This is a genomic window from Stenotrophomonas sp. TWI700 (assembly GCF_039673645.1).
In the GTDB taxonomy this organism is placed as follows: Bacteria; Pseudomonadota; Gammaproteobacteria; order Xanthomonadales; family Xanthomonadaceae; genus Stenotrophomonas; species Stenotrophomonas maltophilia_AA.
In genome coordinates, this window is record NZ_JBDJMB010000048.1 from 1 (window position 1) to 12,672 (window position 12,672).

Consider the following 12,672-nt stretch of genomic DNA (forward strand, 5'->3'; position numbering starts at 1 on the left):
CCCCGTCCCCACAACCCCTGGCCCGGCGTGTTTCGTGTTGTGCCCTCGGGGGGGACGCCATGCTTCTATCGGGTGCGCCCGAACACCAGCTCGATCACGAACTGGCTGCCGAAGAACGCCAGCAGCAGCAGCGCCATCGCGGTCAGGGTCCAGTGCACGGCCTTCGCACCGCGCCAGCCATAGCGGCGGCGGCCGATCAGCAGGGTGCCGAACACGATCCAGGACAGGATGCTCAGCACCGTCTTGTGCACCAGCTTCTGGGCCAGCAGGTCATCGACGAACAGCACGCCGGTGACCAGCGTCAGCGTCAGCAGCGCGAAACCGACCGCGATCACCCGGAACAGCAGCGCTTCCAGATCGGCCAGCGGGGGCAGGGCGCGCAGCCACGGGCGGAAATCGCGGCGGCGCAGGGCGCGCTCCTGCAGCCACAGCATGATCGCCAGCAAGGCGGCCACGCTCAGCGTGGCGTACGCAAGCAGGGCCATCCACGCATGCGTGGCCAACTGCCAGCCCAGCGGCCTGCTCGGCGCGTGGCCGTAGGCGTGATAGATCCACAGCACGGCCGCGGCCATCGGGAACACCAGGACGCCCAGCGCGGCCATGCGCCCGCGCGCGGCCACCAGCGAGGTCAGCCACGCCATGCCCAGGCCGACCAGCGACAGGGCGGCGAAGAAGTGCATGTCCGGGCCGCCGCTGGTGCGCATCGCCACCAGCACGTGATAGCCGCCGTGCAGCAGCATCGCCGGCAGCGCCGGCCACAGCCAGGCCGGCGAGGTCACCGCATCATCGCGGACGACCGCGCGCACCAGCAGGCCGGTGGCGGTCAGGTACAGCAGGGTCGCGATGAGAACGATTGTCATCGTGTCAGTTTCGCATACCCCCGGGGTGCTGGCGATGCCCGGCGGGCCGCAGGCAGGGCCGGTCCGGGAGTCCGGGCGGAACCGTTATACTGGCGGTCTCATTGTCTTTTGTTCTGAACAGGTCGCTTCCATGTTCGAGTCCCTGACCCAGCGCCTCTCCGGCACCATCGAGCGGCTGCGCGGCCGCGGTCGCCTGACCGAGGAAAACATCCGCGAGGCCACCCGCGAGGTCCGCATCGCGCTGCTCGAAGCCGACGTCGCGCTGCCCGTGGTGCAGGCGCTGGTCGAACGCATCAAGGTGCGCGCGGTCGGCCAGGAAGTGCTCAAGTCGCTGACCCCGGGCCAGGCGCTGATCAAGGTCGTGCGCGACGAGCTGACCGCGGTCATGGGCTCGGCCGCGTCGGACCTGAACCTCAACGTGCCGGCGCCGGCGATCATCCTGATGGCCGGCCTGCAGGGTGCGGGCAAGACCACCACGGTGGGCAAGCTGGCCAAGCACCTGAAGGAAAAGCGCAAGAAGAAGGTGATGGTGGTCTCGGCCGACGTCTACCGACCGGCCGCGATCGAGCAGCTCAAGACCCTGGCCGACCAGGTCGGCGTGCTGTTCTTCCCGTCCACCGCCGACCAGAAGCCGGAAGCCATCGTCCGCGCCGCGATCGATGACGCCCGCAAGTCGTTCGTCGACGTGCTGATCGTCGATACCGCCGGTCGCCTGGCCATCGACGAAGCGATGATGGCCGAGATCAAGGCGCTGCACGCCGCGGTCAACCCGGCTGAAACGCTGTTCGTGGTCGACGCCATGACCGGCCAGGATGCCGCCAACACCGCCAAGGCCTTCGGCGATGCGCTGCCGCTGACCGGCGTGGTGCTGACCAAGACCGACGGTGACGCCCGTGGCGGTGCCGCGCTGAGCGTGCGCTACATCACGGGCAAGCCGATCAAGTTCGTCGGCGTGAGCGAAAAGCCGGACGGCCTGGACGTGTTCCACCCCGACCGTATCGCCAGCCGCATCCTGGACATGGGCGACGTGCTGTCGCTGGTGGAGCAGGTCGAGCAGCAGGTCGACAAGGACAAGGCGCAGAAGCTGGCCGAGAAGGTCGCCAAGGGCAAGAAGTTCGATCTGAACGACATGCGCGACCAGCTCGAGCAGATGCAGAACATGGGCGGCATCGGCGGCCTGATGGACAAGCTGCCGGGCCTGGGCCAGATCCCCGAGCACCTCAAGCAGCAGGTCAGCCAGGGCAAGGAAGTGCCGCGCATGATCGCGATCATCAACTCGATGACCAAGAAAGAGCGCCGCAACCCGGGCCTGCTCAACGGCTCGCGCCGCGCCCGCATCGCGCGTGGTTCCGGCCTGACCCCGGCCGACGTCAACAAGCTCATGAAGCAGTTCCAGCAGATGGAAAAGATGATGAGCAAGATGGCCGGCGGCGGCATGAAGGGCATGATGCGCAGCATGAAGGGGATGATGGGCGCCATGGGCGGCCGCGGCGGCATGCCGTTCCGCTGAGTCCTGCGCGCGTGCATTCCGGGCAGGGACGGTGCGGCGTATGCTGGCACCGTCTCCTTCCACAGGTGCGCCGCGCGTGAATGGTTCCCCGCTTCTCGAACGCGCCGACAGCTTTTGTCGGCGTTTTGCATTGCAGGCTCCGATCCTGCTGGCGCCGATGGCCGGCGCCTGCCCGGTGCCGCTGTCGGCCGCGCTGGCCAACGCCGGCAGCATGGGCGCGATGGGCGCGGTGTTGTCGCAGCCGCAGGACATCGTGGCGTGGATGACCGATTTCCGCGCGCAGTCCACCGGCCCGGCGCAGGTCAATGTCTGGATTCCGGATCCGCTGCCGTCGCGCGATGCCGATGCCGAAGCCGCGACACGCCGCTTCCTGGCGCAGTGGGGTCCGGAGGTGCCGGCCAGTGCCGCCGATGCCGGACCGGCCGATTTCGATGCGCAGTTCGATGCCCTGATCCAGGCGCGCCCGGCGGTGGCGTCGACCATCATGGGGGTGTTCACGGCGGCACAGGTCCAGCGCCTGAAAGACGTGGGCATCGCCTGGATCGCCTGCGCCACCACGTTGTCTGAAGCGCTGGCCGCGCAATCCGCCGGCGCCGATGCGGTGGTCGCACAGGGCTTCGAAGCCGGCGGCCACCGTGGCGCGTTCGATCCGGAGGCGGCCGAGCGCCAGCTGGTCGGGCTGTTCGCGCTGCTGCCGCGGCTGGCCGACCACCTGGAGATCCCGGTCATCGCTGCCGGTGGCATCGCCGACGGTCGTGGCATCGCGGCGGCACTGACGCTGGGCGCGAGTGCGGTGCAGGTCGGCACGGCCTTCCTGCGCACCCCCGAGTGCGGCTTGAATCCGGCGTGGTCGCAGGCGCTGGCCGAGGCCGAGCCGGAAGACACCTGGCCGACGCGCGCCTTCAGTGGCCGCCTCGGGCGTGGCCTGGCGACGGCGTATGTCCGCGCGGCCGCCGCAGTCGAGGCGCCGACGCCGCGACCTTATCCGGTGCAGCGTGGGCTCACCGCGCCGATGCGCGCGCAGGCGGGCCGGGACAACAACGTCGATGCAATGCAGGCCTGGGCCGGGCAGTCCGCGTGGTTGGCCCCGGCACGCCCGGCGGCCGAGGTGCTGCAGCAGATGTGGTCCGATGCGAAGGCGCTGCTCGGATGACGCTCTACTGCAATGGCCGCGCCGCCAGCGCCGATGATCTTGCCGGTGCACTCACCAACTACGGCCATTTCACTTCGCTGCAGGTGCGCGAAGGCGCGGTGCAGGGCCTGGATCTGCATCTGCAGCGCCTGCAGGCGGGCACGCGTGAACTGTTCGGCAGCGCACTGGATCCGCTGCAGGTGCGGGCCTGGATGCACGACGCGCTGCAGGCCGAAGGGGCGGTCGATGCCTCGCTGCGGGTGACTGTGTTTTCGCGCCAGTTCGATTTCCGGCGGCCGCTGCAGCCCGTCGCCGTGGATGTGCTGGTGGCCGTTGCGCCGCCGGTCGATCTGCCGGCGATAGCGCGACGACTGCGGACGGTCCGCTATCAGCGCGAGCTGCCGCATGTGAAGCATGTCGGCACGTTCGCGCTGTTCCAGCATCGCCGGGAGGCGTTGCAGGCAGGCGTGGACGACGCGCTGTTCGTCGGCGACGACGGACTTGTCAGCGAAGGCACTACCTGGAACATCGCATTCGCCTCGGGCAGCACGCTGGTCTGGCCGCAGGCGCCCGCCCTGCGCGGCACCCATGAGCGTCTGCTGCAGGCGGGGTGGGGCGGTGATCAGCAGGTACGGCCGGTCGCACTGGCGGACCTGCCCGGATTCGATGCCGCCATCGCCTGCAACGCGGCCGGCCTCTGGCCGATCGCGGCGATCAATGGGGTCGTGCTCGCGAACTCGGAAGCGCTGTACGCCAAGGCCCGGCAGGTCCTGGGGGCAGCGCCCTGGCAGCCGCTGGTGGCCTGAGCCGCCGGATCTGCAGGCCCTGTTCAGCTTTCCCGGTCTTCACAGGCTTGGAATGACCGGAGGCCGCCGCTATAATCGCCGGCTTACCGCGCCATCCTGGCGACTGGGCAATTGAGGAAACAACACCATGGTCAAGATTCGACTGACTCGCGGCGGCGCCAAGAAGCGTCCCTTCTACCACATCATCGTGACCGACTCGCGCAGCGCCCGTGATGGCCGCAACATCGAGCGCGTCGGTTACTACAACCCGGTTGCCCAGGGTGCCGAGTCCCGTATCGTGCTGGACCTGCCGCTGGTCGACAAGTGGGTCGCCAACGGCGCCCAGATGACCGACAAGGTTCGCAACCTGTACAAGGAAGCGACCAAGGCCCAGGCCTCCGCGGCCTGATCCTGACGGGCCGCGCCTGTCGCGGCCCATTCGGTCCATACAGATGAAAGATACCGAGCGCCGGATCCTGCTGGGCAGGATTGTCGGCGCTTTTGGTGTGCGAGGCGAGATCAAGCTCGAGTCCTGGACCGAGCCGCGTACCGCCATTTTCCACTACCAGCCCTGGATCCTGCGGACCCCCGCCGGCCAGGAGAGCACGCTCACCGGTGCGCGCGGACGTCAGTCCGGAAAGCATCTCGTGGCCGTGTTTCCCGACATCACCGACCGCGATGTGGTCGAGGCGATGTACGGGACCGAAGTCTATGTCGCACGCAGTGCACTGCCGCCCCCGAAGCCCGACGAGTATTACTGGGTCGATCTGGAAGGTCTGCAGGTGCGCACCGTCGATGGTGTCGAACTGGGGCGGGCTTCGCACCTGTTTTCGACCGGCTCCAACGACGTGCTCGTGGTGCAGGGCGACCGTGAGCGGATGATTCCGTTCGTGCAGCCCGAGTTCGTCGTCTCGGTGGATTTCGAGGCCAACCTGATCGTGGTCGACTGGGATCCGGAGTTCTAACCCGGATGCGTATCGACGTCGTCACGTTGTTCCCCGAGTTCATGGCGCAGTCGGCCGCGCTGGGCGTGGTCGGCCGTGCCGCTGAGCGCGGCCTGCTCGAACTGCATGGCTGGAATCCGCGTGACTATGCCGCAGGCAACTACCGCCGGGTGGACGACCGTCCATTCGGGGGTGGCCCGGGCATGGTCATGCTGATCGAACCGCTGCGGGCCTGCCTGGCGGCCGCGAAAGCGGCCGATCCGGCGCCCGCACCGGTGATCTACCTCAGCCCGCAGGGCAGGCCGCTGACCCAGGCCAAGGTCCGCGAGCTGGCGGCGCTGCCGCGGATGATCCTGCTCTGTGGCCGTTATGAAGGCATCGATGAGCGCTTCCTCGAGGCCGAGGTCACCGAGGAAATCTCGCTCGGCGATTACGTCCTGTCCGGCGGTGAGCTGGGCGCGGCGGTGATCGTCGATGCAGTGACCCGGCTGCAGGAGGGGGCCCTCGGCGATGCCGAATCGGCCGCCCAGGACAGTTTCGAAGGCCCGCAGGGTCTGCTGGACTGCCCGCATTACAGCCATCCGGCCCAGCATGAATGGGGCACCGTCCCCGATGTGCTGCGCTCGGGCAACCATGCCGCCATCGCCCGCTGGCGCCGGCAGCAGTCGCTGCTGCGCACGGCACTGCGGCGGCCGGACCTGCTCGACGAAGGCCGGTTGTCCAAGGCCGACCGCCTCCTGCTGGAGCAGGCGCGGCAGGCGGATGCCAAGGATCCAACCCCCTAGCGCGGGGGCCGGATCTTGTTTACAATTCGGGATTGCCATCGGCCTTTTGGCCCGTTGGCAGGAACCCCTACAAAAAACGTGCAGCACAGTCCGGTGACTGCATGAGCCCACGTTGTCGAACGACACGATCACCCGAACACTATCGGTGCACCCATGAGCAAGCTGAACAAATCCATCCTCTCGGACTTCGAATCCGCCCAGATCACCCGCGAGCTGCCGAAGTTCAGCCAGGGTGACACCGTCGTCGTCAACGTGAAGGTGAAGGAAGGCAACCGTGAGCGCGTCCAGGCTTACGAAGGCGTCGTCATCGGCACCAAGAACGCCGGCCTGAACTCCGCGTTCACCGTCCGCAAGATCTCGCACGGCTACGGCGTCGAGCGCGTTTTCCAGACCCACAGCGCCATCATTGACTCGGTCGAAGTGAAGCGTCGTGGTAAGGTCCGCGCCGGCAAGCTGTACTACCTGCGTGGCCTGGAAGGCAAGGCTGCCCGCATCAAGGAAGATCTGGCTGCTGCTGCGCAGGCCAAGGCCGCGCGCCTGGCTGCCAAGGCTGCCCAGTAATTCCCGGCCGACAACTCCGGTTGTCGCCTCAAACGGCCACCTTCGGGTGGCCGTTTGCGTTTGTGACCTCGTGATGGAGAAGCACATGGACCGTTATCCCGCCGATGTTCGTCACGCGCTGCAGGCCATGGCCGACGCCAATGTGCCTGCCGGCATGCGCGCACCGCCGATGCATCGGCTGTTGTGGCGCATGGGGCTGCGCGTGCCGCCGCCGCTGCTTGCCAGCTTCAGTGCCAACCTGTTCGTGATGGGCGGGCTGTTCGGCGTGTTGTGGGGCGTGTTGTGGCGTGCCCTGATGGGGCTGGTGCTCGACCTTGGCTCGCTTACGCTGGGTATTACCATCGGCAGTGCTGCCATGGCCGGGCTGTTGTTCGGCGTGCTGATGGCGCTGCTCATGCAGCACCAGCGGCGCCGCTACCAACTGCCCGCCTGGAAGACCCTCCTGCAGGGGCGCGCCCCTTAATCCGGCCGTGCGGTGCCTGCCGGGGCGGGCTGGAGCGGCGTGGTCGGGTTCGGGTCCGCCACGGGCGAGGGGGGCGAAGCGGGGACCTCGGCCGGCGCGGCCAGTTCCTCGTGATGGCTGGGCAGCATGCGCGCCTTGCGCCAGCCGCCCCAGCGGTAATACGCCAGCGACATCAGCATCGCGCAGAACGAGCTGACCGGGAAACTCCACCACACCGCATCGGCGCCCCAGCGGTCCTGCAGCAGTTCGGCGAACGGCACGCGGATGCCCCACAGCGAGGCGGCCAGGATCAGCAGCGGCGGAATCACCGCGCCGGTCGAGCGGACCACGCCGGAAATCACGAAGTTCACGCCGAAGAACAGGAACGACCACACGGCGATGTGGTTGAGGTGGCGCGCCACTTCCAGTGCCTGGCTGCCTTCGGGCAGGAACAGGGCCAGCGTGTAGCGATCGAGCAGGATCAGCGGCAGGATCAGCACGCCGGTCAGCAGGAAGTTGTAGAGCACGCCGCTGCGCGCGGTGCCGCGCACGCGGTCCCAGCGCTGCGCACCCACGTTCTGTGCGGCCATGGTCGAGCACGCCGCGCCGATCGCCATTGCCGGCATCTGCACGTACGTCCACAGCTGCAGCGAGGCGCCATACGCTGCGGCGGTGTCGGTGCCGTAGCTGTTGACCATGGTCATCATCAGGATCATCGACAGCGAGATCAGCACCATCTGCAGGCCCATCGGCACGCCCTTGACCACCAGTGCGCGCAGGATCTCGCCATCGATCTTGAACAGTGCCATGTCCTTGCGCCCCAGCCACAGCACATGGCGCTTGTTGCGCATGTACCAGAGCAGGCCGAGCAGCGAGAGGGTCTGCGCGATCAGCGTGGCCCAGGCCGCGCCGGCGATACCGAGCTGCGGGAAGGGGCCGATGCCGAAGATCAGCAGCGGGTTGAAGCCGATATCCAGCACCACCGAGAGCAGCAGGAAGCGGAACGGCGTGCGTGAATCGCCCACGCCGCGCAGCGCCGAACTCAGGAAGGCAAAGGCGTACAGGGTTGGCATCGCCAGAAAGATGATGCGCAGGTAGGCCTCGGCCAGCGGCAGGGATTCGGCGGGCGTGCCCATCGCCGCCAGCAGCGGGTGCGACAGCCACCAGCCGGCGATCGCGATCACGACCGACAGGCCGATGAAGAAGGTCGCACTGGTCCCCATCACGCGCCGGGCCTGGGGCAGATCGCGTGCGCCCATCGACTGCCCGATCAGGATCGAGGCGGCCATGCCGATCCCGAACACCGAGCCGATCAGGAAGAACATGATGTTGTTGGCGTTCGCCGTGGCGGTCAGCGCCGCCTCGCCGAGGAACCGCCCCACCCAGATCGCATTCACCGAGCCGTTCATCGACTGGGCGATGTTGCCGGCCAGGATCGGCAGGGCGAACAGGAACAGATTGCCGCCGATCGGGCCGGTGGTCAGGTCAAGCGGCGCTTTGGCCATGTGCGCTGGAGATAGAGCTCAGAGATCGGCACACTAGCATCAAGCCCATCAACGGGATATCGCGATGCACGCATCCGCGACTCAACGCACCTTCGTCGCTCCACCCGTAGTGCCGGCCGCTGGCCGGCTGCAGAGCCTCCCGGCTGACCGGTTCATCCCCGTCGCGCTGGCCCTCTTGATTGGCGCCTGGCTGACCGCATGTTCGAGTACGGACGACCGCCTTCGCGATGCGCAGGTGCGTCCGATGGACCGACCGGAATGCCAGGTCGGCAGCCAGCGCCGCGATCTGGATGCCGGGGTGCCGGCGCTGATCGGCGGTACCGGGTGTCGTGGCACGCCGGACGCTCCGCAACCCCTCAACCGACAACCGGCCAATGCCGTGGAGCTGGGTAGGAAGCATGACTGACGCAACACCGGTGGCCGCCGTGCGGCTGGACGTGTGGCTGTGGGCCGCACGGTTCTTTCGGACCCGCAGCCTGGCCAAACAGGCGGTGGAAACGGGCAAGGTCGATGTGGCCGGGCAACGCCCGAAATCCTCGCGCGCGGTGCGCGTGGGCGAAGCGCTGCAGATCAGCCGCGGCGATGAAGTGTTCGATATCCAGGTGCTTGGGCTCAGCGAAATGCGCGGTCCGGCACCCGTGGCGCAGCAGTTGTATACCGAGAGCGAGGCCTCCCTGGCACGCCGGGCGGAACTGCGCCTGCAGCGCGCCGCGGCGAAGAACGGCTACCAGCCGCCGGAGCACAAGCCGGACAAGCGTGCGCGTCGATTGATCCGCGCGCTGGGGGATCTCGACGCGCTGTAATCTGCCTGCTGCACGCATGAAAAAACCGGGCCATGCGGCCCGGTCTTTGTGTGTGGCTACGGTGGTGAATCAACGCAGGTCGTAACGATCCAGCTCCATCACGCGCGCCCAGGCGGCCACGAAGTCGCGGACGAACTTCTTCTCACCGTCCGCGCTGGCATACACCTCGGCCAGTGCACGCAGCACCGAGTTCGAGCCGAACACCAGGTCCACCCGGCTGCCGCTCCAGCGCGGCGCGCCCGTGCTGCGGTCGCGGCCGCTGTAGCCATCGCCATCCGCAACCCACTGCGTGCGCATGTCGAGCAGGTTGACGAAGAAGTCGTTGCTCAACGTACCGACGCGATCGGTGAACACGCCGTCCGTGCGACCGCCGACGTTGGTGCCGATCACCCGCAGGCCACCGACCAGCGCGGTCATCTCCGGCGCGGTCAGCGTGAGCAGCTGCGCACGGTCGATCAGCAGCGCTTCGGCAGGCACGTTGTAGCGGCCCTTGACGTAGTTGCGGAACCCATCGGCATACGGCTCCAGCACCGCGAACGAGTCCACATCGGTCTGCGCCTGGCTGGCATCGGTGCGGCCCGGGTTGAACGGCACGCTGACCTCATGGCCACCGGCCTTGGCCGCCTGTTCGACACCCACATTGCCGGCCAGCACGATCAGGTCGGCCAGCGAGACGTGCGCGCCGCCGTCGCCCTTGAAGCCGGCCTGGATCTTCTCCAGCGCGGCCAGCACCTTGCCGAGCTGCTGCGGCTGGTTGACCGCCCAGTCCTTCTGCGGGGCCAGGCGCACACGTGCACCGTTGGCGCCGCCACGCTTGTCCGAGCCGCGGAAGGTGGAGGCCGATGCCCAGGCCGTGGAGACCAGCTCGCCCGCGCTCAGGCCGGCAGCGGCGATCTGCTGCTTCAGCGTGGTGATGTCCTGCGCGCTCAGCGTGGTCTGCGGTGCCGCCGGCACCGGGTCCTGCCAGACGAATTCTTCAGCCGGAATCTCAGGACCGAGATAGCGTGCACGCGGGCCCATGTCGCGGTGGGTCAGCTTGAACCATGCGCGGGCGAAGGCATCGGCGAAGGCCTGCGGGTCGGCCAGGAAGCGACGCGAAATCTTCTCGTACGCCGGATCGACGCGCAGCGCCAGATCGGTGGTGAGCATGGTCGGGCGGTGCTTCTTCGACGGATCGTGCGCGTCGGGAATGATCGCCTCGCTGTCCTTGGCGACCCACTGGTGCGCACCGGCCGGGCTCTTGGTCAGCTCCCACTCGTGGCCGAACAGGATCTCGAAGAAGTCATGGCTCCACTGCGCCGGGGTGCGCGTCCAGGTCACTTCCAGTCCGCTGGTGATGGTGTCGCCGCCCTTGCCGGTGCCGAACCTGTTGGCCCAGCCCAGGCCCTGGCTTTCCAGCCCGGCCGCTTCCGGTTCGACATCGACATTGTCGGCCGGGCCGGCGCCGTGGGTCTTGCCGAAGCTGTGGCCACCGGCGATCAGGGCGACGGTTTCCTCATCATCCATGGCCATGCGGCCGAAGGTGTCGCGGATGTCGAACGCTGCCTTGAGCGGATCGGGGTTGCCATCCGGGCCTTCCGGATTGACGTAGATCAGGCCCATCTGCACGGCTGCCAGCGGGTTCTCCAGGTCGCGCGAGTGGAGGTCGCCGTCGGCGTCATCATCGGAGACCAGCACGCCGTGATCCTCCTGCACGCCTTCGGAACCGTGCGCGTACCGCACATCGCCGCCGAGCCAGGTGGTTTCGCGGCCCCAGTACACATCCTGGTCCGGTTCCCAGGTATCCGGGCGGCCACCGGCGAAGCCCAGCGTCTTGAAGCCCATCGATTCCAGCGCGACGTTGCCGGTGAGCACCAGCAGGTCGGCCCAGGAGATCGCCTGGCCGTATTTCTGCTTGATCGGCCACAGCAGGCGGCGTGCCTTGTCCAGGCTGACGTTGTCCGGCCAGCTGTTGAGCGGAGCGAAGCGCTGCTGGCCGCGGCCGGCGCCACCACGGCCATCGCCGATGCGGTAGGTGCCGGCACTGTGCCAGGCCATGCGCACGAACAGGCCGCCGTAATGACCGAAGTCGGCTGGCCACCAGTCCTGCGAGTCGGTCATCAAGGCCTTGAGGTCGGCTTTGAGGCCGGCGTAGTCCAGGCCCTTGAAGGCCTGGGCATAGTCGAACGTCTCATCCAGCGGATGCGAGCGGGTCGAGTGCTGGTTGAGCAGGTCCACCCGCAGCTGTTTGGGCCACCAGTCGCGGTTGGTGGTGGCATCGCCGACGAGGGCGTGGTTGAACGGGCACTTGGCTTCGCTTTTCATGGGTCTCTACCTGTGGACTGGCGAACGTGGAAACCACCGGCGCGGGGGAGGCGATGGCGACGTCGGAAACGTGGTGCCTGCCCATGCGGGCGTGGGGCGCCGCGATGTGAAGGCGTACCCACACGTTAAGCATTGCCGTTCATTCAGTACATTCGAATGAATCAACCAATGCGATAGGCGCAGGCTATTTCCAGCGCCTGTCCTCAGCGCTTGCCGAACAGACCGCCACCGAGCTTGAGCAGGTCGCCTACGCCGAGCTGCCCATCGCCGTTCTGGTCCAGCACCGAGGTCAGCAGGCCGCCGCTGTTGGCGCTCTGCGCTTCCTGGCCCAGGGCCTGGCTGAGCTGGTTCGGGTTGCCGCCGCTGGCAAAGCGCTGGGCCAGATAGGACATGACGATCGGCGCCAGGATGGCGAGCAGCTGGCTGGTCTTGCTGCTGTCCAATCCCGTGGCCTGGCTCAGGCCCTGGGTCGCGCGGTCGGTGTTGCCGCCGAACACGTGGCCGAGGATGCCGGCGCCATTGGTGGCATTGCCGCCGCCTCCGCCAAGCACGCTGCCGAGCAGACCGCCCAGATCGAAGCCACCGCTGCTGGCGGGGGCGTGGTCGCGCTGCAGGGCACCGAGCAGGGCCTGTGCACCCTGCGGTTCCTGCGCATTGCGGCCCATCGCGCCGAGCAGCAGCGGCAGCGCCGCGCCGATCGCGCCGCTGGCCTGGTTCTGGTCGATGCCGAGCTGCTGGGACACCTGCTGCAGGCCTTGGCCCTGCTGCAGTTGCTGGAAGAGGGACGCGGCAAGCGATTCGGTATTCACGGCGGACTCCAGGGCAGGGATGGGAACCCGCCGAGCATAGCGCTGCGTTCACTACGGGAATGCGAAGAATTCACGCGGGGCGTGCGCGGCCACCCGACCAACGGGCGGGTGCTACCGGTTTCGAGGAGTGATCGCCGTATCCAGGTAGTGGCGGGCGCGGGGCGGGGGGCTGTGGGTGAGGGTGCCCGGCGCGCCCGGCCGCCGCCGGCCCAACCCCCCCCACCCCCGGCGG

Annotated in this window: 14 protein-coding genes; 10 read left to right on the top strand and 4 right to left on the bottom strand. The window is 67.9% G+C overall.

Annotated elements, in window-relative coordinates; translation table 11 throughout:
• Positions 1-65: 65 nt before the first annotated feature.
• On the bottom strand, positions 66-860 hold the full coding sequence (gene ccsA, locus ABE473_RS18355) for a cytochrome c biogenesis protein CcsA (protein WP_346479572.1): 795 nt from the start codon (positions 858-860) through the stop codon (positions 66-68).
• A gap of 130 nt (positions 861-990) precedes the next feature.
• Between ccsA and ffh the strand changes: the two genes are divergently transcribed.
• From ffh to ABE473_RS18395, 8 genes are all read left to right on the top strand, one after another.
• Positions 991-2,370: a signal recognition particle protein gene (gene ffh / locus ABE473_RS18360; protein WP_019184491.1), complete on the top strand. Its 1,380-nt coding sequence runs from the start codon at positions 991-993 to the stop codon at positions 2,368-2,370.
• 76 nt (positions 2,371-2,446) lie between these two features.
• Positions 2,447-3,523 carry a nitronate monooxygenase gene (locus ABE473_RS18365; RefSeq protein WP_346490484.1) on the top strand — a complete coding sequence of 359 codons (1,077 nt, stop codon included), beginning with the start codon at positions 2,447-2,449 and terminating at the stop codon, positions 3,521-3,523.
• Positions 3,520-4,308, top strand: coding sequence for an aminotransferase class IV family protein (locus ABE473_RS18370; protein ID WP_346490485.1), 789 nt, complete (start codon positions 3,520-3,522; stop codon positions 4,306-4,308). Before ABE473_RS18365 ends, ABE473_RS18370 begins: the two co-directional genes overlap by 4 nt.
• Before the next feature lie 127 nt (positions 4,309-4,435).
• Entirely contained in the window at positions 4,436-4,696 is a 261-nt protein-coding gene (gene rpsP / locus ABE473_RS18375) for a 30S ribosomal protein S16 (RefSeq protein WP_017356068.1), read from the top strand.
• Between the two features lie 43 nt (positions 4,697-4,739).
• Positions 4,740-5,252: a ribosome maturation factor RimM gene (gene rimM, locus ABE473_RS18380; protein ID WP_176990034.1), complete on the top strand. Its 513-nt coding sequence runs from the start codon at positions 4,740-4,742 to the stop codon at positions 5,250-5,252.
• 5 nt (positions 5,253-5,257) lie between these two features.
• A complete protein-coding gene (gene trmD, locus ABE473_RS18385; protein WP_346490486.1) occupies positions 5,258-6,016 on the top strand; it encodes a tRNA (guanosine(37)-N1)-methyltransferase TrmD in 759 nt (252 codons plus the stop codon).
• Between the two features lie 153 nt (positions 6,017-6,169).
• On the top strand, positions 6,170-6,577 hold the full coding sequence (rplS, locus tag ABE473_RS18390) for a 50S ribosomal protein L19 (protein ID WP_019184486.1): 408 nt from the start codon (positions 6,170-6,172) through the stop codon (positions 6,575-6,577).
• A gap of 85 nt (positions 6,578-6,662) precedes the next feature.
• Complete coding sequence (locus ABE473_RS18395; protein WP_346490487.1) at positions 6,663-7,040, top strand: DUF6404 family protein; 378 nt, start codon at positions 6,663-6,665, stop codon at positions 7,038-7,040.
• Here ABE473_RS18395 and ABE473_RS18400 read toward each other — a convergent pair.
• Entirely contained in the window at positions 7,037-8,524 is a 1,488-nt protein-coding gene (locus ABE473_RS18400) for an MATE family efflux transporter (protein WP_346490488.1), read from the bottom strand. The two genes, ABE473_RS18395 and ABE473_RS18400, sit on opposite strands and share 4 nt — an antisense overlap.
• 154 nt (positions 8,525-8,678) lie before the next feature.
• On the opposite strand from ABE473_RS18400, the gene ABE473_RS18405 reads away from it, so the two are divergent.
• Both ABE473_RS18405 and ABE473_RS18410 read left to right on the top strand, forming a co-directional pair.
• On the top strand, positions 8,679-8,930 hold the full coding sequence (locus ABE473_RS18405; RefSeq protein WP_346490492.1) for a hypothetical protein: 252 nt from the start codon (positions 8,679-8,681) through the stop codon (positions 8,928-8,930).
• Positions 8,923-9,327, top strand: a complete 405-nt coding sequence (locus ABE473_RS18410) for a S4 domain-containing protein (RefSeq protein ID WP_346490489.1) — start codon at positions 8,923-8,925, stop codon at positions 9,325-9,327. The genes ABE473_RS18405 and ABE473_RS18410 overlap by 8 nt, the downstream gene beginning before the upstream one ends.
• A 69-nt stretch (positions 9,328-9,396) precedes the next feature.
• Here the strand turns inward: ABE473_RS18410 and katG are convergent, their stop codons facing one another.
• Together katG and ABE473_RS18420 are read right to left on the bottom strand one after the other, a co-directional pair.
• Positions 9,397-11,631: a catalase/peroxidase HPI gene (katG, locus tag ABE473_RS18415; RefSeq protein WP_346490490.1), complete on the bottom strand. Its 2,235-nt coding sequence runs from the start codon at positions 11,629-11,631 to the stop codon at positions 9,397-9,399.
• A gap of 203 nt (positions 11,632-11,834) precedes the next feature.
• Positions 11,835-12,440 (bottom strand): DUF937 domain-containing protein, encoded by a 606-nt coding sequence (locus tag ABE473_RS18420; RefSeq protein WP_346490491.1) that lies wholly within the window; start codon positions 12,438-12,440, stop codon positions 11,835-11,837.
• Positions 12,441-12,672 lie beyond the last annotated feature (232 nt).

What these genes read in the sequence shown, in the direction of transcription:
- ccsA (WP_346479572.1), bottom strand. Translation starts at nt 860, where the DNA reads ATGACAATCGTTCTCATCGCGACCCTGCTGTACCTGACCGCCACCGGC.
- ffh (WP_019184491.1), top strand. Translation starts at nt 991, where the DNA reads ATGTTCGAGTCCCTGACCCAGCGCCTCTCCGGCACCATCGAGCGGCTG.
- ABE473_RS18370 (WP_346490485.1), top strand. Translation starts at nt 3,520, where the DNA reads ATGACGCTCTACTGCAATGGCCGCGCCGCCAGCGCCGATGATCTTGCC.
- rpsP (WP_017356068.1), top strand. Translation starts at nt 4,436, where the DNA reads ATGGTCAAGATTCGACTGACTCGCGGCGGCGCCAAGAAGCGTCCCTTC.
- rimM (WP_176990034.1), top strand. Translation starts at nt 4,740, where the DNA reads ATGAAAGATACCGAGCGCCGGATCCTGCTGGGCAGGATTGTCGGCGCT.
- trmD (WP_346490486.1), top strand. Translation starts at nt 5,258, where the DNA reads ATGCGTATCGACGTCGTCACGTTGTTCCCCGAGTTCATGGCGCAGTCG.
- rplS (WP_019184486.1), top strand. Translation starts at nt 6,170, where the DNA reads ATGAGCAAGCTGAACAAATCCATCCTCTCGGACTTCGAATCCGCCCAG.
- ABE473_RS18395 (WP_346490487.1), top strand. Translation starts at nt 6,663, where the DNA reads ATGGACCGTTATCCCGCCGATGTTCGTCACGCGCTGCAGGCCATGGCC.
- ABE473_RS18400 (WP_346490488.1), bottom strand. Translation starts at nt 8,524, where the DNA reads ATGGCCAAAGCGCCGCTTGACCTGACCACCGGCCCGATCGGCGGCAAT.
- ABE473_RS18410 (WP_346490489.1), top strand. Translation starts at nt 8,923, where the DNA reads ATGACTGACGCAACACCGGTGGCCGCCGTGCGGCTGGACGTGTGGCTG.
- katG (WP_346490490.1), bottom strand. Translation starts at nt 11,631, where the DNA reads ATGAAAAGCGAAGCCAAGTGCCCGTTCAACCACGCCCTCGTCGGCGAT.